This window comes from Streptomyces capillispiralis (assembly GCF_007829875.1).
GTDB lineage: Bacteria > Actinomycetota > Actinomycetes > Streptomycetales > Streptomycetaceae > Streptomyces > Streptomyces capillispiralis.
Window position 1 is genome coordinate 468,229 of record NZ_VIWV01000001.1, and the last position, 25,974, is coordinate 494,202.

General features: G+C 73.2%; 22 protein-coding genes. 7 read left to right on the forward strand and 15 right to left on the reverse strand.

The annotated features are described in order from the left end of the window. Window positions 1–4: 4 nt before the first annotated feature. Both FHX78_RS01475 and FHX78_RS01480 read right to left on the reverse strand, forming a co-directional pair. Window positions 5–760: a class I SAM-dependent methyltransferase gene (locus FHX78_RS01475; protein ID WP_145865639.1), complete on the reverse strand. Its 756-nt coding sequence runs from the start codon at window positions 758–760 to the stop codon at window positions 5–7. Between the two features lie 42 nt (window positions 761–802). Further along, on the reverse strand, window positions 803–1,996 hold the full coding sequence (locus tag FHX78_RS01480; protein ID WP_145865640.1) for a MalY/PatB family protein: 1,194 nt from the start codon (window positions 1,994–1,996) through the stop codon (window positions 803–805). Window positions 1,997–2,237: 241 nt separating this feature from the next. Here FHX78_RS01480 and FHX78_RS01485 point away from each other — a divergent pair, with 241 nt between their 5' ends. Beyond that, window positions 2,238–3,611 carry a S1 family peptidase gene (locus tag FHX78_RS01485; RefSeq protein ID WP_145865641.1) on the forward strand — a complete coding sequence of 458 codons (1,374 nt, stop codon included), beginning with the start codon at window positions 2,238–2,240 and terminating at the stop codon, window positions 3,609–3,611. 91 nt (window positions 3,612–3,702) lie between these two features. On the opposite strand, the gene FHX78_RS01490 is transcribed toward FHX78_RS01485, so the two are convergent. From FHX78_RS01490 to FHX78_RS01515, 6 genes are all read right to left on the reverse strand, one after another. Then, window positions 3,703–3,888 (reverse strand): hypothetical protein, encoded by a 186-nt coding sequence (locus FHX78_RS01490; RefSeq protein ID WP_145865642.1) that lies wholly within the window; start codon window positions 3,886–3,888, stop codon window positions 3,703–3,705. A 236-nt stretch (window positions 3,889–4,124) separates the two neighbouring features. Beyond that, window positions 4,125–4,820: a L,D-transpeptidase family protein gene (locus FHX78_RS01495; protein WP_145865643.1), complete on the reverse strand. Its 696-nt coding sequence runs from the start codon at window positions 4,818–4,820 to the stop codon at window positions 4,125–4,127. A gap of 120 nt (window positions 4,821–4,940) precedes the next feature. Beyond that, on the reverse strand, window positions 4,941–5,753 hold the full coding sequence (locus FHX78_RS01500; protein ID WP_145865644.1) for an SDR family NAD(P)-dependent oxidoreductase: 813 nt from the start codon (window positions 5,751–5,753) through the stop codon (window positions 4,941–4,943). 50 nt (window positions 5,754–5,803) lie between these two features. Beyond that, entirely contained in the window at window positions 5,804–6,718 is a 915-nt protein-coding gene (locus FHX78_RS01505; protein WP_145865645.1) for an SDR family oxidoreductase, read from the reverse strand. A 133-nt stretch (window positions 6,719–6,851) separates the two neighbouring features. Beyond that, window positions 6,852–7,481 (reverse strand): MBL fold metallo-hydrolase, encoded by a 630-nt coding sequence (locus tag FHX78_RS01510; protein ID WP_145865646.1) that lies wholly within the window; start codon window positions 7,479–7,481, stop codon window positions 6,852–6,854. Then, the gene (locus tag FHX78_RS01515; RefSeq protein ID WP_145865647.1) at window positions 7,481–8,566 is read right to left on the reverse strand and encodes an S-(hydroxymethyl)mycothiol dehydrogenase; all 1,086 of its coding nucleotides are present in this window, start codon (window positions 8,564–8,566) and stop codon (window positions 7,481–7,483) included. The genes FHX78_RS01510 and FHX78_RS01515 overlap by 1 nt, the downstream gene beginning before the upstream one ends. Before the next feature lie 145 nt (window positions 8,567–8,711). On the opposite strand from FHX78_RS01515, the gene FHX78_RS01520 reads away from it, so the two are divergent. Beyond that, complete coding sequence (locus tag FHX78_RS01520) at window positions 8,712–10,466, forward strand: ABC transporter ATP-binding protein (RefSeq protein WP_145871563.1); 1,755 nt, start codon at window positions 8,712–8,714, stop codon at window positions 10,464–10,466. A 120-nt stretch (window positions 10,467–10,586) separates the two neighbouring features. Further along, window positions 10,587–10,952 carry a nuclear transport factor 2 family protein gene (locus tag FHX78_RS01525; protein ID WP_145865648.1) on the forward strand — a complete coding sequence of 122 codons (366 nt, stop codon included), beginning with the start codon at window positions 10,587–10,589 and terminating at the stop codon, window positions 10,950–10,952. A 317-nt stretch (window positions 10,953–11,269) separates the two neighbouring features. On the opposite strand, the gene FHX78_RS01530 is transcribed toward FHX78_RS01525, so the two are convergent. Next, window positions 11,270–12,472, reverse strand: coding sequence for an IS110 family RNA-guided transposase (locus FHX78_RS01530; protein ID WP_145865649.1), 1,203 nt, complete (start codon window positions 12,470–12,472; stop codon window positions 11,270–11,272). Between the two features lie 212 nt (window positions 12,473–12,684). On the opposite strand from FHX78_RS01530, the gene FHX78_RS01535 reads away from it, so the two are divergent. Further along, the gene (locus tag FHX78_RS01535) at window positions 12,685–13,947 is read left to right on the forward strand and encodes a YncE family protein (protein WP_145865650.1); all 1,263 of its coding nucleotides are present in this window, start codon (window positions 12,685–12,687) and stop codon (window positions 13,945–13,947) included. A gap of 285 nt (window positions 13,948–14,232) precedes the next feature. On the opposite strand, the gene FHX78_RS01540 is transcribed toward FHX78_RS01535, so the two are convergent. Further along, window positions 14,233–14,733 (reverse strand): metallophosphoesterase family protein, encoded by a 501-nt coding sequence (locus tag FHX78_RS01540; RefSeq protein ID WP_145865651.1) that lies wholly within the window; start codon window positions 14,731–14,733, stop codon window positions 14,233–14,235. 191 nt (window positions 14,734–14,924) lie between these two features. Here FHX78_RS01540 and FHX78_RS01545 point away from each other — a divergent pair, with 191 nt between their 5' ends. Then, the gene (locus tag FHX78_RS01545) at window positions 14,925–16,865 is read left to right on the forward strand and encodes a glycosyltransferase family 2 protein (protein WP_145865652.1); all 1,941 of its coding nucleotides are present in this window, start codon (window positions 14,925–14,927) and stop codon (window positions 16,863–16,865) included. A 192-nt stretch (window positions 16,866–17,057) separates the two neighbouring features. On the opposite strand, the gene FHX78_RS01550 is transcribed toward FHX78_RS01545, so the two are convergent. Together FHX78_RS01550 and FHX78_RS01555 are read right to left on the reverse strand one after the other, a co-directional pair. Next, the gene (locus FHX78_RS01550; RefSeq protein ID WP_145865653.1) at window positions 17,058–17,861 is read right to left on the reverse strand and encodes a class I SAM-dependent methyltransferase; all 804 of its coding nucleotides are present in this window, start codon (window positions 17,859–17,861) and stop codon (window positions 17,058–17,060) included. Between the two features lie 139 nt (window positions 17,862–18,000). Continuing rightward, window positions 18,001–19,068 carry a glucose-1-phosphate thymidylyltransferase gene (locus FHX78_RS01555; RefSeq protein ID WP_145865654.1) on the reverse strand — a complete coding sequence of 356 codons (1,068 nt, stop codon included), beginning with the start codon at window positions 19,066–19,068 and terminating at the stop codon, window positions 18,001–18,003. A gap of 186 nt (window positions 19,069–19,254) precedes the next feature. Here FHX78_RS01555 and FHX78_RS01560 point away from each other — a divergent pair. Next, window positions 19,255–20,129, forward strand: a protein-coding gene (locus FHX78_RS01560; RefSeq protein ID WP_425282230.1) for an IS5 family transposase whose coding sequence is annotated in 2 segments (ribosomal slippage) — window positions 19,255–19,648 and window positions 19,648–20,129 — 876 coding nt in all. Because the reading frame shifts where the segments join, the coding sequence is not laid out codon by codon here. A gap of 21 nt (window positions 20,130–20,150) precedes the next feature. Here the strand turns inward: FHX78_RS01560 and FHX78_RS37280 are convergent. The 3 genes from FHX78_RS37280 to FHX78_RS01575 form a co-directional block, all read right to left on the reverse strand. Further along, window positions 20,151–20,330 (reverse strand): hypothetical protein, encoded by a 180-nt coding sequence (locus FHX78_RS37280; protein WP_145865656.1) that lies wholly within the window; start codon window positions 20,328–20,330, stop codon window positions 20,151–20,153. A 104-nt stretch (window positions 20,331–20,434) separates the two neighbouring features. After that, a complete protein-coding gene (locus FHX78_RS01570; RefSeq protein WP_145865657.1) occupies window positions 20,435–20,854 on the reverse strand; it encodes a CBS domain-containing protein in 420 nt (139 codons plus the stop codon). 115 nt (window positions 20,855–20,969) lie between these two features. Further along, complete coding sequence (locus FHX78_RS01575) at window positions 20,970–23,417, reverse strand: SpoIIE family protein phosphatase (RefSeq protein ID WP_145865658.1); 2,448 nt, start codon at window positions 23,415–23,417, stop codon at window positions 20,970–20,972. Window positions 23,418–23,796: 379 nt separating this feature from the next. Between FHX78_RS01575 and FHX78_RS01580 the strand changes: the two genes are divergently transcribed. After that, complete coding sequence (locus FHX78_RS01580; RefSeq protein ID WP_145865659.1) at window positions 23,797–25,932, forward strand: SpoIIE family protein phosphatase; 2,136 nt, start codon at window positions 23,797–23,799, stop codon at window positions 25,930–25,932. The last annotated feature ends 42 nt before the right edge of the window (window positions 25,933–25,974 follow it).

Consider the following 25,974-nt stretch of genomic DNA (forward strand, 5'->3'; position numbering starts at 1 on the left):
GGGGTCAGTCGGTACGCCGCGCCACGAAGACGAACTCCCGTCCCGGCCGGTCGGGGGCGTCCCGCACCTCCTCCACCACGTAGCCGTGCCCGGCGAGGTCGGCCTCCACCTCCTGCCGCTCACGGAAACGCAGCGTCGAGTCCGACGTCAGCACCTCGGGGCCCGCCGCGTCCGCCGCGTCTGCCGCATCCGCCGCGAAGACGTACGTCGACCGGAACGTCACCAGCGGCCCATCCACCCCCGTCACCTCGACCCAGTGCTCGACCGTGCCGACGCCCGGCACCCGCGTCCTGCCGTACGACTTCTCCCGGGTCCACTCCTCCCAGGCGCGCCGGGCCGGGTCCCGGGTCTCGAACACCAGGCGGCCACCGGGCCGCAGGGCCGCGTGGGCGCCCCGCAGGGTGCCGTGCCAGAGGTCCGGATCGGCGATGGCCTGGGCGACGTTCGCCGTCATGGTCGCCAGGTCGACCCGCAGCGGCGGCAGCGCCGTCGCGTCGCCGTGGATCCAGCGGACCCGGTCGCCGCCCGGCTTGCCCCGGGCCACTTCGAGGGACGCCCCGGCGGGATCGACACCGGTCACCTCGATCCCCCGGCCGGCCAGGAGCAGGGCGAACACCCCGGTCCCGCAGCCGATGTCCAGCACCCACCGGGCGCCGAACTCCTCGGCCATGCGCAGATACGCGTCGAGATCGCTGCGGTCGGGGTCGAGCGGGTCGTAGACGGCGGCCAGTCGTGGATGCGCGTAACACTCGTCAGCCATGCCCTGGAGGGTACGGGCCGGGGGCCCGCGCCACCGCACGATTCATCGCCCCGGCCGCCGCTCCACGGCCACCGCCATCCGCCGTACCGCCTCCTCGAGCACCTCGGGCGAGGTGGCGAGGTTCAGGCGGGCGTGACCGGTGCCGCCGGTGCCGAAGGGCAGTCCGGAGGTGAGGGCCACTCGGCCGTGCCGCAGGAACGCGTCTGCCGGGTCGTCGCCGAGGCCCAGGGCCCGGCAGTCGAGCCAGGCCAGGTAGGTGGCCTCGCCGGGGCGGTGGCGGATGTCGGGCAGGTGCTCGGCCAGGAGGGCGGCGAGCAGCCGGCGGTTGGCGTCCAGGCCCGCGAGCAGGGCGTCCAGCCAGGCGGTGCCGTCGCGCAGGGCGGCGGTGTGGGCGAGGACGCCGACGTGGCTGGGTCCGTGCCCCACCTCCTCGGGCATCCGTGCCAGGTCCCCGGCCGCCTCCGGGCCGGCGAGGGCGAGGGCCGCCTTGAGCCCGGCCAGGTTCCAGCCCTTGGACGCCGACATGAGCGACAGCCCGCGCTCGCCGCCGGGCACGCTCAGGTACGGCACGAACCGCGCCTCCCCCACGACCAGCGGCGCGTGGATCTCGTCGGCGACGACGCGTACGCCGTACCGCTCGGCGAGGGCGGCCACGGCGGACAACTCCTCGGCGGTGTGCACGGTGCCGGTGGGGTTGTGCGGGCTGCACAGCAGGTAGGCGGCCCGCTCCCGGCCGGCCGTCACCCGGCGGAAGGTGTCCTCCAGGACGTCGAGGTCGAGCCGTGCGTCCGGGCCGAGCGGGGCCTCGACGACCCGGCGGTCCATATGCCGGACGAAGTCGTGGAAGGGCGGGTACACCGGCGGGTTCACCACGACCGGATCGCCGTACCCGGTGACCAGTTTCAGCATCTCGACCACGCCGAGCATGACGTCGGGCACGATCGCGGTGCGCTCGACGGCCGGTCCGTCCCAGCCCCACCGCTCGTCCGCGAAGGCGGCGAGCGCCTCGGCGTACGCGGTGCCCGCGGGGTAGCCGGTGTCACCGAGCTCCATCGCCTCGGTCACGGCACGGACGACCGGTGCGGCGAGGGGGACGTCCATCTCGGCCACCCACACGGGCAGCACGTCCTCGGGGTGGGTACGCCATTTCATGCTGGTGCGGCGGCGCAGGCGGTCGAGGGTGAGGGCGTGCAGGGGGTTCGGTTCACCGGACGTCTCGTGCGGGATCCTGGTCATGACCACACGATAGGCGGGCGTGCCCCGCGGCGGCGGCCGCGCCGTTCCGCCGCCGGACGCCCCGGCGGGGCGGGGCCGTCCCCAACGGGGGTGCCCGTACGGCCGGTTGGGCGCGGCCGTGCGCACGGGATCGGATCCGCCCTGAACGCGCCGCGTGCCGGACCCGTATGGAGGGAGGGCGCTCGCGTCAGGGAGGCCCCCGCGGTGTGCGCACCGCGCTGTTCCGGTTCGGGAGTCACGCATGAGGCACGCACGACGGGTCGTCCGGCGAGTGACACGGCTGGCGGCCGTCGGAGGGCTTCTGCTGGGGGCGACGATGGTCACCCACGCCGTCGCCGGTGAGCCCCGGGTGCCCGACGCGGTGCCGTACGCGACCGCCGGGGAGGCCGGGGCCCGCCCGGGCGCCGGCCTCGTGGCGCGGCTCGGCACGTCCCGTACGGCGGGCAGCTGGACCGACGCCGAGGGGCGGACGGTGGTCGCGGTCACCGACGAGGCGGCGGCGGAGGACGTACGGGCGGCCGGGGCCGAACCCAGGAGGGTGGAACGCAGCATGGACGACCTGAGGTCGGCCACCGCGACGCTGCGGGCGGCGCCGCGCGTGCCGGGGACGGCGTGGGCCCTGGACTACCGGTCCAACGAGGTGGTGGTGCGCGGCGACAGCACGGTGTCCGCGGAGGACTGGTCGGAGCTGACCGAAGTGGCCGACGGCATCGGCGGTTTCGTCCGCATGGAGCGCACCGGGGGCACGTTCACCACCCGTCTCAACGGGGCGCGGCCCATCCTGTCGACGGCCGGCCGCTGTTCGGCGGGCTTCAACGTGACCGACGGCGAACGGGACTTCGTCCTGACGGCCGGGCACTGCGGGCCCGAGGGGTCGGTGTGGTTCGCCGACGACCGGGGCCGGCAGGAGGTCGGCACCACGGTCGGCGGCAGCTTCCCCGGCGACGACTACTCGCTGATCGCGTACGCGGGCGGCCGGGCGGGCGAGGGGGCCGGCGTGGTGGCGATCGGCGACGGCAGGGGCGTACGGATCACGGGGGTGGCGGATCCGGCGGTCGGCCAGCGGGTGTTCCGCAGCGGCAGTACCAGCGGGCTGCGCGACGGCGAGGTGACCGCGCTCGACGCGACGGTGAACTACCCCGAGGGCACGGTCAGCGGTCTCATCGAGTCCGATGTGTGCGCGGAGCCCGGGGACAGCGGCGGTCCGATGTTCTCCGAGGGCATCGCGCTCGGTGTGACGTCGGGCGGCAGCGGTGACTGCCGGTCGGGCGGTACGACGTACTTCCAGCCGGTGACGAAGGCGCTGGCGCGGCTCGGGGTGCGGCTGATCGTGGCACCCGGGGCCGACGGCGGGGCGGCGGCGCCGTCCCCGGCTCCGTCCCGGACACAGGGCGCGGTGGCTCCGGACGCGGCCTCGCCGGGGTCGTCGGCTCCGGTGCGGGGCATCCTGCCGGACCCGTCGACCCTGCTGTCGCGGCTGGCCGACCCGCGCAACGTCGGTCCCGGTCTGCTGGTGATCGGGGGCAGTCTGGTCGCCCTGGTGGCGACGCGCTGGATCCGGGCGGAACAGGACCGCAAGGCGTACCGGCGCCATTACTCGGCGACGTGGGGTTGAGGGTGCGGTGGGGCTGGTACGAGGAGGGCACCCGTAGGTCACGGGTGCCCGATCGGACGGGGCGATGGCGAGGTGGCCCGCGCGGCGGCGGTCAGGCCGCCCTGGCCGGCTGGGTGAGGGCCGACGCCCACTCCTGGACCAGGCGCTGGTACTCCTCGCGCTGTTCGACGCTGAGTGTCCCGCCCGACCGGAGCCACAGGGCTCGGATCTCCTCGTTGACCTCGGCAGCCGATCGCTCGGAGGAGGATTCAACACTGGTGGACATGCCGTGAAGCATACGGCGCGAGAGGTGAAGGCGCTGTGAGTAATCGCACGCTCATCGGACATTTCCGACAGTGTTGCTGATCACGTCCATCTGCCAAGCAACGTGGGCGAGTTCACACCCCGGCCACCGCCGGGAGGGCCGCACCTCGGGCTCGGCCGTGAAGGTCGGACACCCCGGCGGACCCGGCTTCCCGTGGGCACGGCAGGCACCCGCACGCCGGCGTGCGCGCGGGTGACCGCCCGGACGGATCAGGTGCCGGGCTTGCGGCCGTACACGTAGACGTCGTCGCCGTTCTTCAGCAGCGACCAGTACTTCTTGGCGTCGGTCTTCGTCATGTTGACGCAGCCGTGCGAGCCGGGCGGGTTCCACATGCTGACCCCCGCCGAGTGGAAGGCCTGGCCACCGTCGAAGAACTGGCTGTAGGGCATCGGCACGTCGTAGATGGTCGAGACGTGGTCGATGTTGCGCCAGTAGATCTTCTTCAGGCCGGTGCGGGTCTCGTAGCCGTCGCGGCCGGTGCGGACCGGCACCGGACCGAAGACCAGCTTCTTGCCGTCCTGGATCCAGCTGAGCTGGAGCGTGAGGTCCACGCAGGCGATCCGACCCTTGTTCACCGGGCATTTGCCCGATTTGTTCGGGTTCTTTCCGACGGCCTTCTGCTTGTTCATCAGGTTCATCACGCCCCAGGTGACGGGGCCGGCGTACCCGATGTTCGGCGTGATGCCGTGCTTGGTCTGGAAGGCGCGGATGGCCTTGCAGTCGGCGGAGGACTGCTTGCCGTCGACCGGGCGGCCGAGGAACTTCTCCACCTGCTTCTGGTACGGGCCCGCCGTGGTGGTGCAGCTCGCGGCCTGGGCCGGCGTGGCGCCGAGCGCGAGTGTGAGCGGGGCCACCAGCGAGGTGACCCCGAGGGCGACGACAGTGCGTCTACGTATGTCCCCCATGGTCCGTTTTGCCTTTCCCGCGGAAGTGAGCGCTGGCCTGCGCACTCTGCCAGGTAGACGGTCCAGGGGGAAGTTCGGTTGTACGCGCGGGCCGGCCGGGACCGAACGGTGACCAGCCGGCTACGGCGTCGGCCCGCCGTCTCCCGGCCCCGCGACCGCCTGCCGGAATCCGGCGTTCACGGCCGTGATGCCGCCGTCGACGACGAGGGTGGTGCCGGTGATCCAGGACGCGTCGCGGGAGGCGAGGAAGGCGATCGCGGCCGCGATGTCCTCGGGTTCGCCGACCCGGCCCAGCGGGTAGAGGCGCCGGGCCGCCTCCAGGTCGTCGGACCTGCCCTCCCAGGCACGGGTGCGGACGGTGCCCGGCGCCACGAGGTTCACGCGGACCCCGCGCGGCGCGGCGTGCCCGGCGAGGGTGCGGGTGAGGGAGACCAGGCCCGCCTTGGCCGCGCTGTAGGCGTGGTTGCCGAAGTCCTGGAGGCCGTTGACGGAGCCCACCGAGACGATGGCGCCCCGGCCGGAGGCGGCGAGGTGCGGGAGTGCGGCGCGGCAGCAGCGGTAGGCGCCGGTGAGGGTGACGTCGAGGTCGCGGGCCCACTCCTCGTCCGGCTCGTCCTCGAAGCGGGGCGCGTCCGGGGTGCAGTGGGCGGCGTTGTTGACCAGGACGTCGAGCGAGCCGAAGGCGGTCACGGCGTGGGCGACGGCGGCCTCGACCGACGCCCGGTCGGTGACGTCCGCGGCGAAGGCCTCGGCGCCCGGGCCCCGGTCCCGCAGCCCAGCCGCCGTCGCCTCCGCCGCGTCCGGGTCCGCGTCGACCACGAGGACCCGGGCTCCCTCCTGTGCGAACCGCCGGGCGGTGGCGGCGCCGATGCCGCGTGCCGCGCCGGTGATGAGAACCCCGTACCCCGCGAAGCGTCCCGTGTCCGTCGTCATGGGGTGACGGTAGCGGCCGGGGCGATCACGGCGGCAGGGGCCGGACGGGATCAGCGGTAGCCGGTCGTGTCCGCCGGCCTGCCCGCGTCCTGGACCTCGACGATGTAGCGCCAGGCGTCCGGGCGGCTGCCGTCGAGGTCGGTGAAGCCGTACTCCCGGGCGAGGCCGCCGCTGGACAGCGACGTGCCGTTGAAGCGGGCCACGTCCGGGTCGGCGGCGAGCGCGGCGACCGCCCGTCCGACGTAGCGCGGGGTCTCCGAGATGGCGAAGTGCGGGACGCTCTCCAAGGCGTCGCGCCAGTTCTCCTCCCGCACCCCGAAGTGGTCGAGCATCATCTCCGAGCGCAGCCAGCCCGGTGTCAGGGCGAGGGCGGTGGCGCCGCGCGGCCCCAGTTCGTGGCCGAGGGCGAAGGCCATGCGCAGGACGGAGGACTTGGCGAGGTCGTAGAAGAAGGAGTTGCGGTAGGTGCCGCGGTTGTAGTCGGCGGTGCCGTCGGTGACCTCCACGACCAGTCCGCCGGGGTGGCGCAGCAGCAGCGGGAGGGCGTGGTGGCTGGTGATCGCGTGGGTCTCCACGGCGAGCCGGAGCAGCCGCAGCCCGTTGTCCAGGTCGTGCTCCCAGACGGGTGCCTCCCACTCGAAGAGGTGCTCGCCGCCCCAGACGTCGTTGACGAGGACGTCCAGACGGCCCTGTTCGGCGGCGATCCGGTCGACCAGCGCCTTCACCTGCTCCGGTACCAGGTGGTCCGTGGGCACCGCGATGCCCCGGCCGCCCGCCCCGGTGACCAGGTCGGCGGTGTCCTCGACGGTCTCGGGGCGGCCGTACTCGGAGCGGCGCCCGCGGGTGGAACGGCCCGTGACGTACACGGTCGCGCCCGCCGCCCCCAGCTCCACGGCGATGCCCCGTCCGGCGCCCCGGGTCGCCCCGGCCACCAGCGCGACCCTGCCCTTCAACTGCCCCGACATGTACGGCCTCCCGTCACCGGTTCTGTGCTGTCCCTTCCAGGGTGACGGGTAAGCCGGACATCTTCTGTCGCCTTTCCGCGCCGGTCACCCGGGCGGTCGGTCACCCGGGCGGTCGGGCGGTCGGGCGGTCGGCTCAGTGGCCGCGGGCGATCCATTCGTCCAGGTGCGGGGCCTCCGCGCCGATGGTGGTCGGGTCGCCGTGACCGGTGAGGACCTTGGTGCCGGGCGGCAGGCTCAGCAGCCGCTCCCGGATCGAGTCGATGATCGTCGGGAAGTGGGAGAAGGAGCGGCCGGTGGCGCCGGGGCCGCCCTGGAACAGGGTGTCGCCGGTGAACACGGTGGCGAGGCCCGGGTCGTACAGGCAGACCGCGCCGGGCGCGTGCCCCGGGGTGTGCAGCACCCTCAGGTCGGCGCCGCCCGCCTCGATCACCTGGCCGTCGACCAGCCAGGAGTCGGGGTCGCGGTCGGGGTGGGTCTGCTTCCACAGCGGCAGGTCGTCGTGGTGCAGCCAGATGGTGGCGCCGGTGCGCTCCGCGAGGGCGGGCGCGGCGTCGATGTGGTCGTTGTGGGCGTGGGTGCACACGATCGCGGTGAGGCGCCGGTCGCCCACCGCCTCGGCGATGGCGTCGGCGTCGTGGGCGGCGTCGATGACGATCGCCTCGTGGTCGTCGCCGACGATCCACACGTTGTTGTCGACGTCCCAGGTGCCGCCGTCGAGGCTGAACTGCCCGGAGGTGACGAGTCGTTCGATGCGGGCGGCCATCACAGCACCACCACCGAACGCAGCACGTCGCCGTGGTGCATCCGCTCGAACGCCTGCTCCACCTCGTCCAGTCGGATCGTCTCGGTGACGAACGCCGCCAGGTCCAGGCGGCCCTGGAGGTGGAGGTCGATCAGCATCGGGAAGTCGCGGGAGGGCAGGCAGTCGCCGTACCAGGAGGACTTCAGGGAGCCGCCCCGGCCGAAGACGTCCAGCAGCGGCAGTTCGAGCTTCATCTCGGGGGTGGGCACGCCGACCAGGACGACGGTGCCGGCCAGGTCGCGGGCGTAGAAGGCCTGCTGGTAGGTCTCGGGGCGGCCGACGGCCTCGATGACGACGTCGGCGCCGAAGCCGCCGGTGAGCTCCCGGATCGCCTCGACCGGGTCGGTCTCGCGCGAGTTGACGGTGTGGGTGGCGCCCATGGAGCGGGCGGTCTCGAGCTTGCGGTCGTCGATGTCGACGGCAATGATCTTCGCCGCTCCGGCGAGCCGGGACCCGGCGACGGCCGCGTCCCCGACGCCGCCGCAGCCGATGACGGCGACCGAGTCGCCCCTGCCCACGTTCCCGGTGTTGATCGCGGCGCCGATGCCGGCCATCACACCGCAGCCGAGCAGCCCGGCGACCTCGGGGGCGACGGCCGGGTCGACCTTGGTGCACTGTCCGGCGGCGACCAGGGTCTTCTCGGCGAAGGCGCCGATGCCCAGGGCCGGGGAGAGCTCGGTGCCGTCGGTGAGGGTCATCTTCTGCCGCGCGTTGTGGGTGTCGAAGCAGTACCAGGGGCGTCCGCGCAGACAGGCCCGGCACGTGCCGCACACCGCACGCCAGTTGAGGATCACGAAGTCACCGGGCGCGACGTCGGTGACACCGTCGCCGACCGACTCGACCACGCCCGCGGCCTCGTGGCCGAGCAGGAAGGGGAAGTCGTCGCTGATGCCACCCTGCTTGTAGTGCAGATCGGTGTGGCACACACCGCACGCCTGGATCCGTACGACCGCCTCGCCCGGTCCCGGGTCGGGTACGACGATCGTCTCGATCCGTACCGCCTGGTCCTTGCCGGGTGCGATCACACCGCGTACTTCCTGCGCCATCGCGCTGATCCCTTCGTCGGCCGGAGTCCGTCCGTCCTCGACCCTACGCTCGAATGATCCATTCCGCCGACCACCGTGCCGCGCGCCCCCTCCGGCGACGTAGCCTGAACGCTCCGACCGGTGAGGGAGCGACGTGAGCAGCGACGTGAGCAGCGCAGCGCAGGAATCCGGCCCGCCCGCCTGGCGGCTGCTCCTCGGGTACGTACGGCCGCACCGCTGGGCCCTGCTGGGCGGTGCCCTGCTCTCCCTGATGACCGGCGCGACGGGGCTGATGCTGCCGCTGGTGGCCCGGGACCTGATCGGCGACCTCTCGGACGACCGGGCGATCACCGGCGCGCTGCTGCTGATGTCGGCCCTCGTGATCGCCAACGCGGTGCTGGGCGGGCTGGGTTCCTACGTGCTGCGGCGCACCGCCGAGTCGGTGGTGCTCGGGGCGCGGCGGTCGCTGTCGTCGTATCTGCTGCGGCTGCGGATCGGCGCGGTGGACCGCAGCGAGCCGGGTGACCTGATGGCGCGCATCACCTCCGACACCACGCTGCTGCGCGAGGTGACCACCGACTCGCTGGTCGGTCTCGGCACGGGCGGGCTCACCCTGGTCGCGACGGTCGCGCTGATGGGGTTCGTGGACCCGGTGCTGCTCGGCGTCACCCTGGGGGTGATCGCGCTCGCGGGCACGGTGCTCGGTGTGATCGTCCCGCGCATCAACCGGGCCTCCCGGCGGGCGCAGGACGCGGTCGGTGTGATGGGGGCCTCGCTGGAGCGGGTGCTGGGCGCGCTGCGGACCGTGAAGGCGTCGGGTGCCGAGCCGCGGGAGGAGCGCACGCTGCACGAGGCGGCGCAGGAGTCGTGGCGGCAGAGCGTGCGCGCCGCCAAGTGGTCGGCGGCGGCGGGCAACACGGCCGGGCTGGCGATGCAGATCGCGTTCATCACCGTGCTCGCGGTGGGCGGCGCGCGGGTGGCGACGGGCGCCATCGACATCGGGACGCTGGTGGCGTTCCTGTTGTTCGTCTTCTACCTCATGTCGCCGATCCAGGAGGTCGTCGGCGCGATCACGCAGTACCAGACGGGCAGCGCGGCCCTCGCCCGGATCCAGGAGGCGCTGCGGCTGCCCGCCGAACCGGCCACTGTCCCCGCGCCGTTGCCCCAGCCGGGCACGGCGCCGGCGGCGCTCGCCTTCGACGACGTCCGCTTCCGGTACGCCGACGACCTGCCGTACATCCACCACGGGGTGACGTTCACCGTGCCCGCGCAGGGCATGACCGCGTTCGTCGGCCCGTCCGGCGCCGGCAAGACCACCGTGTTCTCCCTCATCGAACGGTTCTACGACCCGGACTCCGGCGTGATCACGTTCGACGGCCGGGACCTCGCCGACTGGGACCTGTCGCAGCTGCGGGCCGCCATCGGCTACGTGGAGCAGGACGCGCCCGTGCTGTCGGGCTCCCTGCGGGACAACCTGCTGCTGGGCAATCCGGAGGCGGACGAGGCGACCCTGACGCGGGTGCTGAAGACGACGCGGCTCGACGGTCTGGTGGCCAGGCTGCCGGACGGTCTCGGCACCCTCGTCGGGCACCGCGGCACCAAGCTGTCGGGCGGCGAGCGGCAGCGCGTGGCCATCGCCCGCGCGCTGCTGCGCCGGCCCCGGCTGCTGCTGCTCGACGAGGCCACCTCCCAGCTCGACGCGGTGAACGAGGCGGCGCTGCGCGACACCGTCGCCGATGTGGCCCGTACGACGACGGTCCTGGTCGTCGCGCACCGGCTGTCCACGGTGACGACGGCCGACCGGATCGTGGTGATGGACGCGGGCCGGGTGCGTGCCGTCGGTACGCACCGGGAGCTGGTGACCGCCGACCCGCTGTACGCGGAGCTGGCGGCGACGCAGTTCCTGGCGACGGCCGAGTGAGCGCCGCGCGGGGCGGGCGGGCCTGGCTTGCCGTGCCCGGCGGGCCGGAGGACGCTCGTAGGTGAGGCCGTCTCGGCCCGCCGAGGGACCGGGCCGCCGCCTCGGAGGAGGTAGGTCATCATGGGAACCGCGGCACAGCCGGTCTTCGGCACCGACACCCTGCGCCGGGGCATAGAGGCGGACACGTCGGCGATGCTGGTGTCGCTCTACGCGGACGACGCGGAACTGCGCATCGTGGACCGCAACACCCAGCCCAGTCACCCCAAGGTCCTGCACGGCCGGGACGAGATCGCCGCCGTGCTCGACGACGTCTACGGCCGTGACATGACGCACAAGCTCGAGGAGTGCGTGGTCCAGGGCGACCGGGCCGCCTACAGCGAGAGCTGTCGGTACGCGGACGGTGTCCGGGTCCTCTCGGAGTCGATGCTCACCCTGCGGGACGGCAGGATCACCGAGCAGACGATGATCCAGGCCTGGGACGAGTAGGACCGGCAGCAGACCCGCGTCACGGGCGGGCGCGTCCCCGCGCGGCGGCATGACGCCGCGTCAGGATCACGGACGCGCCCGCCCGTGACGGCAGGCGACGACGCGGGCGGCGGGCGAGGAGCGTCTCCGGCCGGTGGCCGGTGGCCGGTGGCCGGTGACGGCGGGTTCGGGTGTGCGCACCCTTGTGGAGTGGGCGCGGCTTCCTTACTTTTCAGTAAGTTGATTCCGGAAGCACACGTGTACCGGATCGAGTTCCCTGCTTTGGCATGTCCTACTCACCCGCACGCCGTCCGCAGAGGAGAATCTCAATGATCGTGTCAAGCCGCCTGCGTGACTGGCGGGACGGAGGTGAACAGCCTCTTGTCACGCAGCATCGCCCACAGCACGTTGACCCGTCGGCGGGCGAGTGCGAGCAATGCCTGCGTGTGGATCAGGCCCTGGGCGCGTTTCTTGAGGTAGTAGTCCCTCGAAGGTCCCGGTCGCATCATCGCGGACTGCGCGGACATGTAGAACAGCCAGCGCAGGCGCCGGTTGTAGCGTTTGGGCCGGTGGTAGTTGCCGGTGCGGCGGCCGGAGTCGCGAGGCACCGGCGCCAGGCCGGCGTGCGAGGCCAGGCGTCCGGCGTCGCGGTAGCCGGAGAGGTCCCCGACGATTGCGACGAACTCGGCACCCAGGATCGGGCCCATGCCGGGCAGGGACTCGATGATCTCGGCGCGGTCGTCGGTGCGGAAGGTCTCGCGGATCTCCTGGTCGTTGTCCTTGATTCGTTCGTCCAGGGCCAGGAGCTGGTGGGCCAGGTCGCGCACCAGCTTGGCGGCCCGTGCCTCGCCGGGCAGGGCGGTGGTCTGGGACTGGGCGGCCTCGACGGCCTTGGCCGCGACGGTGTCGGCGCTGCGGACCTTGCGTCGTTCCAGCCAGGTGGTCAGCCGCTTGACGCCGATCCGCCGCAGGGCGGCCGGGGTCTGGTACTCGGTGAGCATGACGACCGGGCCCTTGGAGGCGGAGTAGTCGAATGCCCGCTCCAGGGCCGGGCAGATGCCGACCAGCAGGTCGCGCAGCCGGTTGATGAGCCGGACCCGGTCGGCGATCAGGTCCCGCCGGTAGCCGGTCAGCAGCTGCAGTGTGGAAACCAGCTCTGGCGGAGTCCCGATCGGGGCGAAGTCCCGGCGCATGCGGGCCTGGTCGGCGATGACCAGGGCGTCCTTGGCGTCGGTCTTGCCCTCACCGCGGTAGGCGCCGGTCATCCGGTTGACAGTGCGACCGGGCACGTAGACCACCTGCTGACCGTGCGCGATCAGCAGGGCCAGCAGCAGGGCGGAGGCACGGCCGGAGATGTCCACCGCCCACCGCACCTCGTCGGCCTTCTCCCGGGCCGTGTCGATCAGCGTCAGGATCTGGGCCTCATCGTTGAGCACCTTCGTCGAGAACAGTGTCTCACCGTCGGCGTTCACCGCCACCGCCCAGTGATGCCCCTTGCCTGCGTCGATGCCGACCCATATCCGCGCGTGAGCCCTGCTCAAGCCCGTCGCTCCGTTCCACCGTGACCAGCACTTCTGTGGCCCGGGGAACACTCCGCCGACAGGTCCTTAACCAGCGATGCCCGCAGTTCTCAATCAGCAGTCGGAGCGTCCCGGAGGACCGGGCGGCCATTCTCCGGGAGCCATCAACGGCAAACACCCCATCAGCCACACCCAGTCCTCCCGGACCGCCCAACATTCTTAAGGAACCCCCCATGCCGATCCGCAGAACCAGGCCCCTGTGCACCCTCGCCGCCGCCCTCGTCCTGACCGTCACCGCGCCCGCCGCCGTGGCCACCGCCGCCGGCCCCGCCCCGGACGCGTCCGCCGCGCTGCGCGAGGTGCTCTTCGTGGGCAACAACTGGGACGGCACCGCCGATGTCATCGAGTCCAGCGGTGACTTCGGGCGGATCGGCCGGATCGACGTCGTCCCCGACAAGGCCGAGCGGATGGCCGAGATCAACGCCGACCCGATCCACTGGATCTACTTCATGGCGATCCGCAACAGCGTCGGCGAGGGACACGACCAGTTCGTCGACGACATGTACTCCACGCCGGACGGCACCTCGGTGGTGGTCTCCCGGCCGAGCTTCGCCGACGTCGTCTCCCTCGACCTCGCCACCGGGCGGGTCAACTGGCGTTTCCCCGTGTCCGGTTACCGCTCCGACCACATGGCCGTCTCCCCCGACGGCAAGCGGGTCGCCGTCTCGGCGTCGACCTCCAACACCGTGCACGTCCTGGACATCGAGACCGGTGAGGAAGCCGGCTCGTTCAAGACGGGCGACAAGCCGCACGAGAACGTCTTCAGCCGTGACGGCAAGTACATCTGGAACATGGCCATCGGCGAGGTGAACACCGCCCTCGACGCGACCTGGCTGGACTGGACGAAGGGCGACCGCCGCATCACGGTCGTGGACGCCACCACCTTCGAGCAGGTCAAGGTGGTCGACATGCGCGACCGGCTGGACGCCGTCGGCCTGAAGGAGCACTCGGACGCGGTGCGCCCGGCCGCCTTCTCCCCGGACGAGTCGAAGCTGTACTTCCAGGTGTCCTTCTTCAACGGCTTCTTCGAGTACGACGTCGCCACCGACCGGATCACCCGCACCAAGACCCTGCCGAAGAACCCGGCCACCAGCGACGACCGCACCACCTGGGTCAACGACTCGCGCCACCACGGCATCACCATGAAGCCCGACGGCAGCAAACTGTGCGTCGCGGGCACCATGGACGACTACGCGACGGTCGTCGACCGCGCCACCCTGGAGCAGGGCCCGCTCGTCACCGCGTCCAAGCCGTACTGGGCGACCGTCAGCGGTGACGGGAAGTCCTGCGTGGTCTCCGAGTCCGGCGCCGACCAGGTCACCGCGATCGACTTCGCGACCGGCGAGAAGACCGTCTCCGTACCCGTCGGGGACCACCCCCAGCGGGTGCGCCTCGGTCACGTGGAGGCCGGCTGGAGCGGCCCGTCCGGCGGGTGAGCCCGGCGGGAGCCGTCCCGGGCGCGCTCACCGGTCGGCCGTGGTCCGGGCGCCCGTACGCCCGGGGAGGTGGCCGTGTCCGTGGCCGCCGGGAGCGCCCCGCCGCCCATGGCGCGGGGAGCGGTCCACCCGCGGCCTCGGGAACGCCCGGACGAACGGGTGTGTGCATGCGGCCGGGGTGGGTAGTCGCCCGGTATCACCTCCGATCGTGGGAAGGAGGTCCGTGAAAGCGCATCTACTCGCAGCGCCCGGGCCGCTTCCACCGACACGAAGCGGCCCGGACCGTCAGCGCGGCGGAAGCCGGTGGAGTTCCACCCCGGTGAGCCGCGCCCCGGTGACCGTCGCGGTCATGTAGGTGCAGTGGGGCTGGCGGCGGCGGTCCGTGGGCGAGCCCGGGTTGAGCAGGCGGAGTCCCGTGGGAGCGGTGGTGTCCCACGGGATGTGGCTGTGCCCGAACACCAGCACGTCGAGGTCGGGGAAGCGCGCGGCGCACCGGGTCTCCCGGCCCTTCGCCGGCCCCGTCTCGTGGATCACGCCGAAGCGCAGCCCGCCGAGGTCCGCGTGGGCGATCTCCGGCAGCCGGGCGCGCAGCTCGGGCCCGTCGTTGTTGCCGTACACGGCGACGAGCCGGCGGCTGCGGCTCTCCAGGAGATCGAGGGTGGCGGTGTCGACCCAGTCCCCGGCGTGGAACACGACGTCCGCACGAGGGATCTCGTCCAGCAGCGGTGCGGGCAGCCGTGCGGCACGCTTCGGCAGGTGGGTGTCGGACATCAGCAGCAGGCGCACGCACCGCAGCCTAGGGGTGCGTGCGGCCTCCCGGCGGCGCGGCGCGCCCCGGGCCGCGCCCCAAGTGGCGCCCGGGGCAGGCCGTTCGGCGGGGCGCGGAGGGGACCGCGCGTGCCGGAGGACTACGATCGGTCCGCGCATCCCAAGCCCTCCCATTCGACCGCAGGACACCCGAAGGGCCGTACAGCCAGATGCCGGTCAAGGTCAGCGTCATCGTCCCCGTGTACAACCCGGGTCCCTACATCGAGGACTGCATCGCCTCCCTGCAGCGCCAGTCGCTGCCCCCCGACGCGTACGAGGCGGTCTTCGTCGACGACGGTTCCACCGACGGCACCCCGGCCCGGCTCGACCGGCTGGCCGCCGAGGACCCCCGGATGCGGGTGATCCACCAGGAGAACTCCGGCTGGTCGGGCAAGCCGCGCAACGTGGGGATCGACGCCGCGCGGGGCGAGTACGTGATGTTCGTCGACAACGACGACTACCTGGGCGACGAGGCCCTGGAGCGGATGTACGCGTACGGCGTGGCCAACGGCGCCGACGTGGTCGTGGGCAAGATGGCCGGCAAGAACCGCGGGGTGCCCGTGGAGCTGTTCCGCCGCAACCACCCGCGGGCGACCGTCGGGAACGCCCCGCTGATCGACAGCCTCACCCCGCACAAGATGTTCCGCCGCGCGTTCCTCGACCGCATCGGGCTGCGCTTCCCGGAGGGCCGGCGGCGGCTGGAGGACCACGTCTTCGTCACCGAGGCGTATCTGCGGGCGGACAACGTGTCCGTGCTCAGCGACTACGTCTGCTACTACCACATCAGGCGCGACGACGCCTCCAACGCCGGCTTCCAGCGCTTCGACCCGGTGGGGTACTTCGCGAACCTGCGGGAGGCGCTCGACGTGGTCGAGCGGTACACCGAGCCGGGAGCGGTGCGGGACCGGCTGTTCCGCCGCTGGCTGCGGGTGGAGATGGTGGAGCGGCTGCGGGCCCGGCGGCTGCTGGCGCTGCCGGACGACTACCGCCGGGAGCTGTTCGCGGAGATCCACAAGGTCGTCGTCGAACGGTTCGGTCCGGGTGTCGCGGCCGGGTTGCAGCCCACGCAGCAGGTGGTCGCCGCGCTGGCGGAGGCCGGCCGGTACGACGACGTGGTGGCCTTCGCCGAGTGGGAGGCCGGTGTCGCGCCGGCCGCGGCGCCCACGGGCGTGGAGTGGCGGGACGGCTCGCTGCACATCGGCTTCACCGCGGAGTTCACCTCCGCCGGCGAGCCGATGACGTTCCCCGCGGACGCCGTCCGCACCCCCTTGGCCGACTCGCCGAAGGGGGTCGAGGAGGCGGTGGCGTGGGTCGGCGCGGAGACCGCGGCGCGCTCCGGCCAGGCCACCGCGGACCTGCTGCTGCGGGAACGGGCGGGCGGCGCCCAGTACTTCCAGCCGGTGGAGTTCACCCGGGAGACCGTCGCCGTCGGGGACGGCGAGCGGGTCCGGCTGGTGCTGCGGGCGGCCGCGACCGTGGACCCCGCCGGCCTGCCGGGCGGCGGGGTCTGGGACGCCGTGGTCCGGGTCAGGCTCGGCGGGTGGACCAAGGAGTGCCGGCTGGGCCCCGCCCCGCGCGCCACCCGCCCCGAGCCGTCCGCGGGCGTCGTCGGCCACCGGGCGGTCCTGCCGTACTGGACCGAGCCGCACGGGAACCTCGCGCTGGACACGGCCGTCAAGGGCAGGCGGCTCGGGCTCGACGGGGTGCGCCGCACCGAGGTCGCCGTCTCGGGGGCCCGGCTGCGCGCCCGGGTCCCGCTGCACGCCGCGGACGGCACCCCGGTGGGGCTCCGGTTCACCGCCGCCGGCCGGACCCTGCACGCGTCCGGCACCCTGACCGGCGTACCGGACGGGCGGCCGGGGTCCCTGCTGGAGGCCGCCCTGCCGTCCGGGCTCCCCCGGGGGATCTGGCGGGTCGCGCTGAGCCCGGACCCCGATGCCGCTCGGCCCCGGTGGACGGGTCTGCCGTTCGCGCTGCGCGCGGGCGGTGGCGGGGTGCTGGTGGTGCCCGTTCCGCGCCCGCGTGCGGTACGGAGGCTGGCGCGCCGGGTGCGGCGCGTGCTCGGCGCCGCCCGCGCGAAGGCGCGTGCCCTGGTCCGGGGCGGGCGGTGACGGCGAAGGGGGACGCCGGGGCCGGCCCGGGCCGTGTGCCGCGCGGGGTGCGCTCCACCTGCGCACCGCGCGGGCGGTCCTCGGGCTTCCCCTGCGGGCCGGGCGGCGGGCACGCGGGCGGGGGCCGTCCACTCCCCGGCACACTGGCCTCGTGCGGGGCCTGCCGCGCACGTCACGCGGCAGGCCGGGTGCTCAGCGGCTGACGCCGACCTGTTCCAGGGCGCGGCGCAGGGGCTCCCAGCCCACGCGCCGGGGCAGGCCGCGGTTGCGGGCCTGGGCGAGCGCGCGCCAGAACCCGGCCTGCAGCAGCGCCTCGGGCGGCACAGCCCCTGCCCGCTCCAGGATCGCCTCGGGGACCTTCTGCGGGTCGGGCACCTTGTACTCGGCCATGATCTCGTCGTACTTGTCGTGCAGCACCGTGTTCTCCGGGTCCGCGCCGAAGATGACGAGCTGGCCGGTGGGCTGGGTGTCCACCAGGATGGTGACGAGGTCGGGCCGGTGGCGCGCCAGCACCTCGGTGATCTTGTAGACGTCGCCGGTCCAGGCGGTGGTGTGCCGGTCCCGGGCGGCCTCGTCCACGCTGCGCGGCAGCATGTCGTCGAGGACGATCACGCTGGACCAGTCGGAGTGCTTCTCGACGTTCATGAAGTCGCGCAGGGCGTACTCGAACAGGTGCATGCCGTCGATGAACGACAGGTCGAGCGTGGTGCGCCGCCAGTGGCCGATCGGGCTGCGGCCCCGGCGCAGGTTGCGCAGCGGGTGCCGGCCGCCCTTGAGGTGGGCCAGCGGGTTGTCACGGGCGAAGAAGTCGTCGCTGGTGGCCTTCACCAGGTGGACGTCGCACTTCAGTTCCGAGACCACCTTGAAGGCGGGGTCGACCGCGATGCTGGGGACGCGTGACAGGCGCAGGCTGCGGCCGTCGTTGACACCGATCTCCAGGTAGTTGCGGTTGGCGCTGACCTTGTGCAGTTCCCGCAGGAACTCATGGCGTTTCACGGACGGGACTCTCCTTGCGGATACGGGGGCGGTGCTCGGTGCGGTACGCGCGCCTCTCACGCGGCGCGGGCGGGCCGGTCTCCTGCCGGCGGCGGCGCGCCGGGCGCGGCGCGGGCCTCGGGACCGGTGGCGAGGAGGTTCATGAATGGATCTGCACCTTGCTGTGGTCGCCGAGGACGAATCGGTGGGCGCTGGGGACGCCGGGCGCGGGGGTCACCTCGACATGACGGCCGATCAGCGAGGACTCGATGCGGCCGACGCCGTCGATCGAGGAGTCCCGCAGCACGATGGAGAACTCGAGTTCGCTGTCGGTGATGCGGCAGTTCTCCGCGACGGAGGTGAAGGGTCCGACGTAGGAGTCACGGACGACCGTTCCGGCGCCGATGACGGCGGGACCGACGATGCGTGAGTGGACGATCCGCGCGCCCTCCTCCACGACCACCCGGCCGATGGTCTCGGACCGGTCGTCGACGTCGCCGTCGATGCGGCGTTCGACGCCTTCGAGGACGGTGCGGTTGACCTCCAGCATGTCGACGACGTTGCCGGTGTCCTTCCAGTAGCCCTGGATGACGGTGCAGCGCACGTCGGCGTGGGTGTCGATCAGATGCTGGATGGCGTGGGTGATCTCGAGTTCGCCGCGCCAGGAGGGTGTGACGGCGCGCACCGCCTCGTGCACGGCGGGGGTGAACAGGTAGACGCCGACGAGCGCGAGGTCGCTCTTGGGGTCGTCCGGCTTCTCCTCCAGGCCGATCACCCGTCCGGACGGGTCGAGTTCGGCGACTCCGAAGGACCGGGGGTCGGCGACGCGGGTGAGCAGGATCTGCGCGTCGGGCCGGCGGCGGCGGAACTCCTCGACGAGGCCGCGGATGCCTCCGACGACGAAGTTGTCGCCGAGGTACATCACGAAGTCGTCGTCGCCGAGCCAGTCGCGGGCGACGCGCACCGCGTGCGCGAGGCCGAGGGGCTGTTCCTGGGGTATGTACGTGACCCGCAGGCCGAACTTCGATCCGTCGCCGACCGCGTCCTCGATCTCCGCGGCCGTGTCGCCCACGATCATCCCGACGTCGGTGATCCCCGCGTCCGCGAGGGACTCCAACCCGTAGAAGAGGACGGGCTTGTTGGCCACGGGCACCAACTGCTTGGCCGAGGTGTGGGTGATCGGCCTCAGCCGGGTTCCGGCACCGCCGGACAGCACGAGAGCCTTCATCCGACTCACCATAGTGCCGTTCCGGCGTGCGGAACATCACATGCTTCGCGTTATCGCGAAATCGTGGGAGACGACCGGTGGGTCACCGGGACGGCCGACGAGCCTGCCCGGCGCTTCCCGTCGTCCTGTGGGGAGGGTCTAGGGTCTGTTGCGGAAGTAGATCTTGTTCGTTGATGATCACGTCCTGTGGGACGTGGGGATCTGACGAACGGCCAGTGGGCCCGGCTGGAGCCTCTGCTGCCGACGGGCATCAAGCCGGGTCGGCCGCAGGTGTGGACGCGGCGGCAGCTGATAGACGGCATACGGTGGCGGACCCGGACCGGTGCTCCCTGGCGGGACGTGCCCGAACGCTACGGGCCCTGGGATCGGGTCTATGACCTGTTCCGACGCTGGCAGCGGGACGGCACCTGGGCGAGGATCCTCACCAAGCTCCAGGCCGAGGCGGACGCGAAGGGCCTGATCACCTGGGAGGTCAACGTCGACTCCACCGTCTGCCGGGCCCACCAGTACGCCGCCGGAGCGGCGAAAAGGGGGACCTCCAGAAGGAGCCGCCCGGCGGGATCTTCGTCGAGCCAGCCGATCACGGCCTCGGACGCTCCCGCGGCGGACTGACCAGCAAGATCCACATCGCGGTCGAGCAAGGGCAGAAGCCCTTGTCCGTCGTGATCACGGCCGGGCAGCGGGGCGACTCCCCGCAGTTCGAAGCGGTCCTGGAAGCCGTCCGGGTTCCGAGGCTGGGGCCCGGCAGGCCGCGCAAGCGCCCGGACCGAGTGCGGGCCGACAAGGCGTACGACTCCCGCGGCAATCGCTCCTACCTGCGCAGACGCGGCATCAAGGCCACCATTCCGGTTCCGGCGGACCGAGTCCGCAACCGCCTCAAGCGTGGATCGCAGGGCGGGCGCCCGCCAAAGTTCGACAAAGACGACTACAAGCAACGGCACGCGGTCGAGTGCGGGATCAACCGGCTCAAGCGCCACCGGGCCGTCGCCACTCGGTACGACAAACTCGCCGTCCGCTACGAAGCGACAGTGCTGGTCGCAGCCATCAACGAGTGGCTGTGACCAGCACTTTCACAACAGGCCCTAGTCCTCGCCCCGCACGATATTCCACTCCGCACCCGCGTTCGAGGGGGTGGAACCCGTACCGCGGTCCACGGCGGGCAGGCAGGTCCGCAGCGGCTCCCTGCCGCGCAGTCGCCGGGCTCGCGCCCAGCCGGTCTCCGTTCGGCGGGACCCGGGTTCTCCGGTCGTCTCGGGGATCACGACACGTGATCTTCCTTCTGCATCCGCTGCCGTCCGGGTCCCCGGGCCGCCGCGGGGCAAACGCCGGCGGCCAACACCCCCGCGCGGACGGGGGCGTTGGGGACTCAGGTGTGGGGCCGGGCCACGCTGATGTCGCCGAGGGCCGACTCCGGGTCGCGCTCCATCGCGACGTCGCCCAGCGAGACGACGCCGACCGGGCGTCCGTCCTCGACGACGGGGACGCGGCGCACGGCGTGCTCGCGCATCAGCCGCACCGCCCGGTCCAGGTCGTCGTCCGGTCCCACCGTGACCAGGTCCTCGCTGCACGCGCCGGCCACGGTGGTCTCCTCGGGGTCACCGCCCGTCGCGAGCGACCGCACCACCAGGTCGCGGTCGGTGACCATTCCGCGCAGCCGGTCGCCGTCGGTGACCAGGACGGCCCCGAGGTCGCGGTCGCGCATGACGCGGGCCACCTCCGCGACGGAGGTCTGCGGTCCCACGGTGACCGGCGCGCCGGTCATGATGTCGCGGACGTGCTGGGTCATGACGTCCTCCTCCTCCGCCGGTGTCCTCCGGCGCCCTGCCGGTGTACGGGCGTACGGGTACCCGGTGGAGCCGTACGGTCACCGGGTGCGGGCGGCGCCCCTCCGCGGTGCCCGGTCAGTGCCGGAGCGCGAACTCCGCCCACACCTGCTTGCCCCCGCTGACCGGGAGTGTGCCCCAGGCCGCCGACACGGCCTCGACAAGCAGGATGCCCCGGCCCCCGGTGGCCTCCCAGCCGATGCTGGTGGGCTTCACGGGGGTGCGGGGCGAGGCGTCGGCGACGGCGAGCCGCAGCCGGTCGTTGACCAGCGTGAGGTCGAGGCGGACCTTGCCGTCGGTGTGCACCAGGGCGTTGGTGACCAGCTCCGAGACGACCAGCAGGGCCGCGTCGATGTTCTCGGTCACGCCCCAGGAGCGCAGGGTGCGCCGGGTGAAGCGGCGGGCGTGCCCGACCGCCTGGGGCACCCGCCACACGGTCCAGCTCTCGCGCAGCGGACGTGCGGCCATGCCGTCGTAGCGCATCAGCAGCAGGGCGACGTCGTCGCTGCGCGGTGCCTTGCCGAGCAGGGCGTCCGCGACCTGCCCGAGGTGGGCGGGGTCGGCGGTGGACAGCTGCCGGGCGAAGCGGTCCATGCCCTCGTCGATGTCGGCCTCGTGGGACTCGACCAGGCCGTCCGTGGTGAGCGCGATCATGGTGCCGGGCTGCAGCCGGAGCGGGCTCATGGGGAAGTCGCTCTGCCGCACCACCCCGAGCGGCGGGCCGCCCTCGGCCTCCGCGATGTCGGTGCGGCCGTCCGGGTGACGCAGCACCGGCGGCAGGTGACCCGCGCGCACGCACCAGGCGAAGCCCTCCTCCATGTCGACGTCGACATAGCAGCAGGTGGCGAAGAGGTCGGTCTCCATGTCCATGAGGAGCCGGTTGGCGTGGGAGACCACGACGTCCGGCGGGTGTCCCTCGACGGCGTAGGCGCGCAGCGCGGTGCGCATCTGCCCCATCAGGGTGGCGGCGCCGGCGCTGTGGCCCTGGACGTCGCCGATGACGAGGGCGACGTGGTTGTCCGGCAGCGGGATCACGTCGTACCAGTCGCCGCCGAGTTCCAGGCCGGCGGTGCTGGGGAGGTAGCGGGCGACGGCGACCGCTCCCGGCAGGCGGGGCAGGCGGCGCGGCAGCAGCTGGCGCTGGAGCATGCCGACCAGCTCGTGTTCGGCGTCGAAGGCGCGGGCCCGCATCAGGGCCTGTCCGGCGAGGCCGGCGGCGGCGGTGAGCAGGGCGCGTTCGTCGGCGCCGAAGTCGTGCGGGGTGTCCCAGCCGATCAGGCAGGCGCCGGCCATGCGGTTCCCGGCGGGCAGCGGCAGCATGGCGAGGCCGCCGGGGCCGACCTCGGCGAGGGTGTCCTCCAGCGGGGAGCCCGCCGGCCAGATCCGGGACCGGCCCTCGCGCAGGGCCGCGGCGAGGGTGGGCATGGTGCGCACGGGCGCGTCGGGCCACTCGGTGCGCCACTCCGCGCGCCACAGCGCGGGCCATGCCTCCGGTTCGGGCGGGTCGAGGACGGTGACGACGAGCCGGTCGTTCTCCAGCTCGGCGAGCGCGATCCGGTCGGCCCGCAGCGGCCGGCGCAGCGCGGCGACCACCGCCTTGCCGACGTCGCGGACCGTGACGGCCGTGGCCAGTGCCGCGGCGAGCCGCTGGACGCGGGCCACGTCGGTGATGTCGGAGCGCAGGGTGGAGGCGTCGACGACGGTGCCCACGAGGCGCGCCGGGCGCCCCTCGCCGCCGGGCACCAGCCGGCCGCTCAGCCGGAGCCACTTGGGCGGGCCGGTGGGCTGGAGCACCCGGAACTCCAGTTCGCGGTCGCCGATCGTCATGTGGTCGGCCTCGACGGCGGACATCAGCGAGGGCAGGTCCTCCGGCACCGTCAGGCTCAGCAGGGTCTCCACCCGCCCGTCGAAGTCGTCCGGGTCGAGTCCGAACAGGTCCAGGATCTGCTGGTCCACCCGGACCCGGCCGGTGTCCATGGCGAGGCTGAAGCCGCCCGGCGGCAGGTCGGCGCCGTCGGCGGCCGAGGACGGCGCCGGGAAGGCGATGGCGTCGGCGACGAGGCCGAGGCAGACGCGGTCGTCGGCGTCGAACCCGTGGGCGCGCTCACTCACGGCGAGCAGGCAGCCGCCGCCGTCGTGGCGCAGGGGAAGGGCGGCCAGGAAGAAGTCGCGGCTGGGCACGCGCCGCGACTGGGCCTGCGCGGCGAGGTCCTTGGGGCCCAGCCACACCGGCCGGCCGCGGTGGGCCTCGGCGACGGGGGCGCGCCCGGCGGCGGGGTAGCTGTCGCGCACCCCGCACAGCGTTCTGGGCACGCCGGCGGACTCCGCCAGGTACAGCAGCTCTCCGTCCGCGCTGGGCGTGTACACGGCGGCGAATGCGGCGCCGGCGAAGACGAGGGCCTGCTCCAGGATCCTGCGCACCCGTTCGGGCGACTCCCGGTCGGCCGTGATCGTCCTCAGGGCAGCTTCCGCACGCAGCGTTCTCGTGCTGCGTCCCGCAGCGCCCTCACTGACCACGTTGGCCATTACAGCGCTTATGGAACACCTGCGCAGCCCCTGTGAGCGTTCGGCGGTGAGACCCGGGCCGGGCGGGGACGGGGGTGGGCGGAGGTGCGGCGGCAGGGGCGCAGACGGTCGCGGCGCGGTGAACCGGGCGCGTGGGGGCGCGGGCCGTCGCGGAGGGCCGCCCCCGCGTCCTGCGCCGGGCGCGGGCGGTCGTCGCGTAGTGCGCCGGGCGCGGGGTAAACGGGAGGGGGGCGTCGTGGGGCCGGGTGGCGGCCCGTCCGGGCATCCGGGCATCCGGGCATCCGGCCCACTCCCCCGCCGCTCGTCGTGCGCGACGGCCCGGGAGGGGGGAGATTGGGTCCCGGGGTCGGTGGCGCGGCCGTGCGAGGAGGTGGTCGGCGTGTCCGAGGGGCAGTCGTCCGCGCGGGCGCCGTCGGGTGCGCGGGCACCGGTCGGCCGTCCGATGCTGTCGCTGACACTGGCCTCGATGATGGACGAGGTGCATGCCCACTCCGGGGCGGTGTACCTGCTCTCGCAGGACCGGGCGGTGCTGGAGATGGCGGTGATGGCAGGGCTGCCCCGCGCCTTCGCCGCTCCGTGGGAGCGGGTGGGGGTGAGCGCGCCGATCCCGGTCTCCGACGCGGTGCGCGAGAAGCGGCTCGTGTGGGTGGGCGGCGAGGAGGAGATGGCCCGCCACTACCCCCGCATCGCCATGGTGCTGCCGTACCCGTTCTCCCTGGCCGCGCTGCCGGTGGCGACCTCGACCCGGGCGTACGGCGCGGTCTTCGTGACCTGGCCCGGCGCCCATCCGCCGGAGCTGTCCGACTGGGAACGCGATCACCTCACCGCGGCCTGCGACCGGCTGGCGGTGCGGCTGGAGCGGGCGGCCGAGCAGAGCCTGCCCCTGCCGCCCGAGCCGGATCTGCTGGCCGCCCCGCTGGTGGGGGGCATGGCCGGCACGCTCGGCACGGTGGAGGCGGCGCGGATGGTGGGCCGGCTGCCGTACGGCCTGTGCTCGCTCGACCTGCACGGCCGGGTCGGCTTCGCCAACGCCGCGGCGGCGGAACTGCTGGACGTCCCGGTCAACCGGCTGCTCGGCGCCCACCTGTGGGCGTCGGTGCCCTGGCTGAACGACCCCGTGTACGAGGACCGCTACCGGGCCGCGCTGTTCAGCCAGCACGTCACCTCGTTCGTCGCGCTGCGGCCGCCCGGCGAGTGGCTCTCGTTCCGGCTGTATCCGAGCACCAGCGGGCTCAGCGTCCGGATCAGCCGGGCGCGCGCGGTGGCGGAGATGGACCGCGCGGCGCCGCGTCCCGGGCACACCCCGAGGCGGCTGGTCACCATCTCGCAGGTGCTGAGCCTGGCCGGCGCGCTGACCGAGGCGGTCGGGGTGCAGGACGTGGTGCACCTGGTCGCGGACGAGATCGCGCCGGCGGTGGGCAGCCAGGGGCTGGTGCTCCTCGGTTCCCGGGCGGGGCGGCTGCGCGTGCTGGGGCACCACAGGTACGCCGATCCGCGGGTCGTGGAGCGGTTCGACGGGGTGCCGCTGTCGGAGCCGATTCCCGGCAGCCAGGTGCTGCGTACGGGGGTGCCCGCCTTCTTCGAGAGCCGGGCGGAGATCGAACGCCTGTATCCGGCGCTGCTGGTGGACCCCTCCGAGTTCTCGGCGTGGGCGTACCTGCCGCTGATCGCCTCGGGGCGCCCGGTGGGGACGCTGGTGCTGTCCTATGCGGCGCCGCACCACTTCGCGACGGACGAACGGGCGGTGATGACCAGTCTGGCGGGGCTGATCGCGCAGGCGCTGGAGCGGGCGCTGCTCTACGACGCCAAGCACCGGCTCGCGCACGGGCTGCAGGAGGCGCTGCTGCCGCACACGCTGCCGGTGCTCACCGGGATCGAGGCCGCGGCCCGCTATCTGCCGGCCACCCAGGGCATGGAGATCGGGGGCGACTTCTACGATCTGGTGCCGACCCAGGGGATGGCGGCGGCGGTGATCGGGGACGTGCAGGGGCACAACGTCACGGCGGCGGGCCTGATGGGCCAGGTCCGCACCGCCGTACGCGCGTACACGGCCGTCGGGCAGGCGCCGGAGGAGGTCATGCGCAGCACCAACCGGCTGCTGCTGGACCTGGGTTCGGAGCTGTTCGCGAGCTGTCTGTACCTGCGGCTGGATCCGGCGCACGGGCGGGCCGTGATGTCCCGCGCGGGTCATCCGCCGCCGTTGCTGCGCAGGCCGGACGGGCGGGTGCGGGTGCTGGACCTGGCGGGCGGGCCGCTGCTGGGCATCGACGGCTCGGCGGCCTATCCGTCGACGGAGGTGGCGCTGCCGTCGGGTTCGCTGCTCGTGCTGTACACCGACGGCCTGGTCGAGTCCCCCGGCACCGACTTCGAGGACGCGCTGGCCGACCTGTGCCGGCGGCTGACCGACCTCGGCGACCGGCCGCTGGACGACCTCGCCGACGCCCTGGTGCGGCCCGGCGCGGACGCGGAGGGCCGTCTGGACGACATCGCGCTGCTGCTGCTCAGGGCTCTGTGAGCGGGCCGGCCGGCCCCGGCAGGCGGTGGTCCGGCCCCGCCC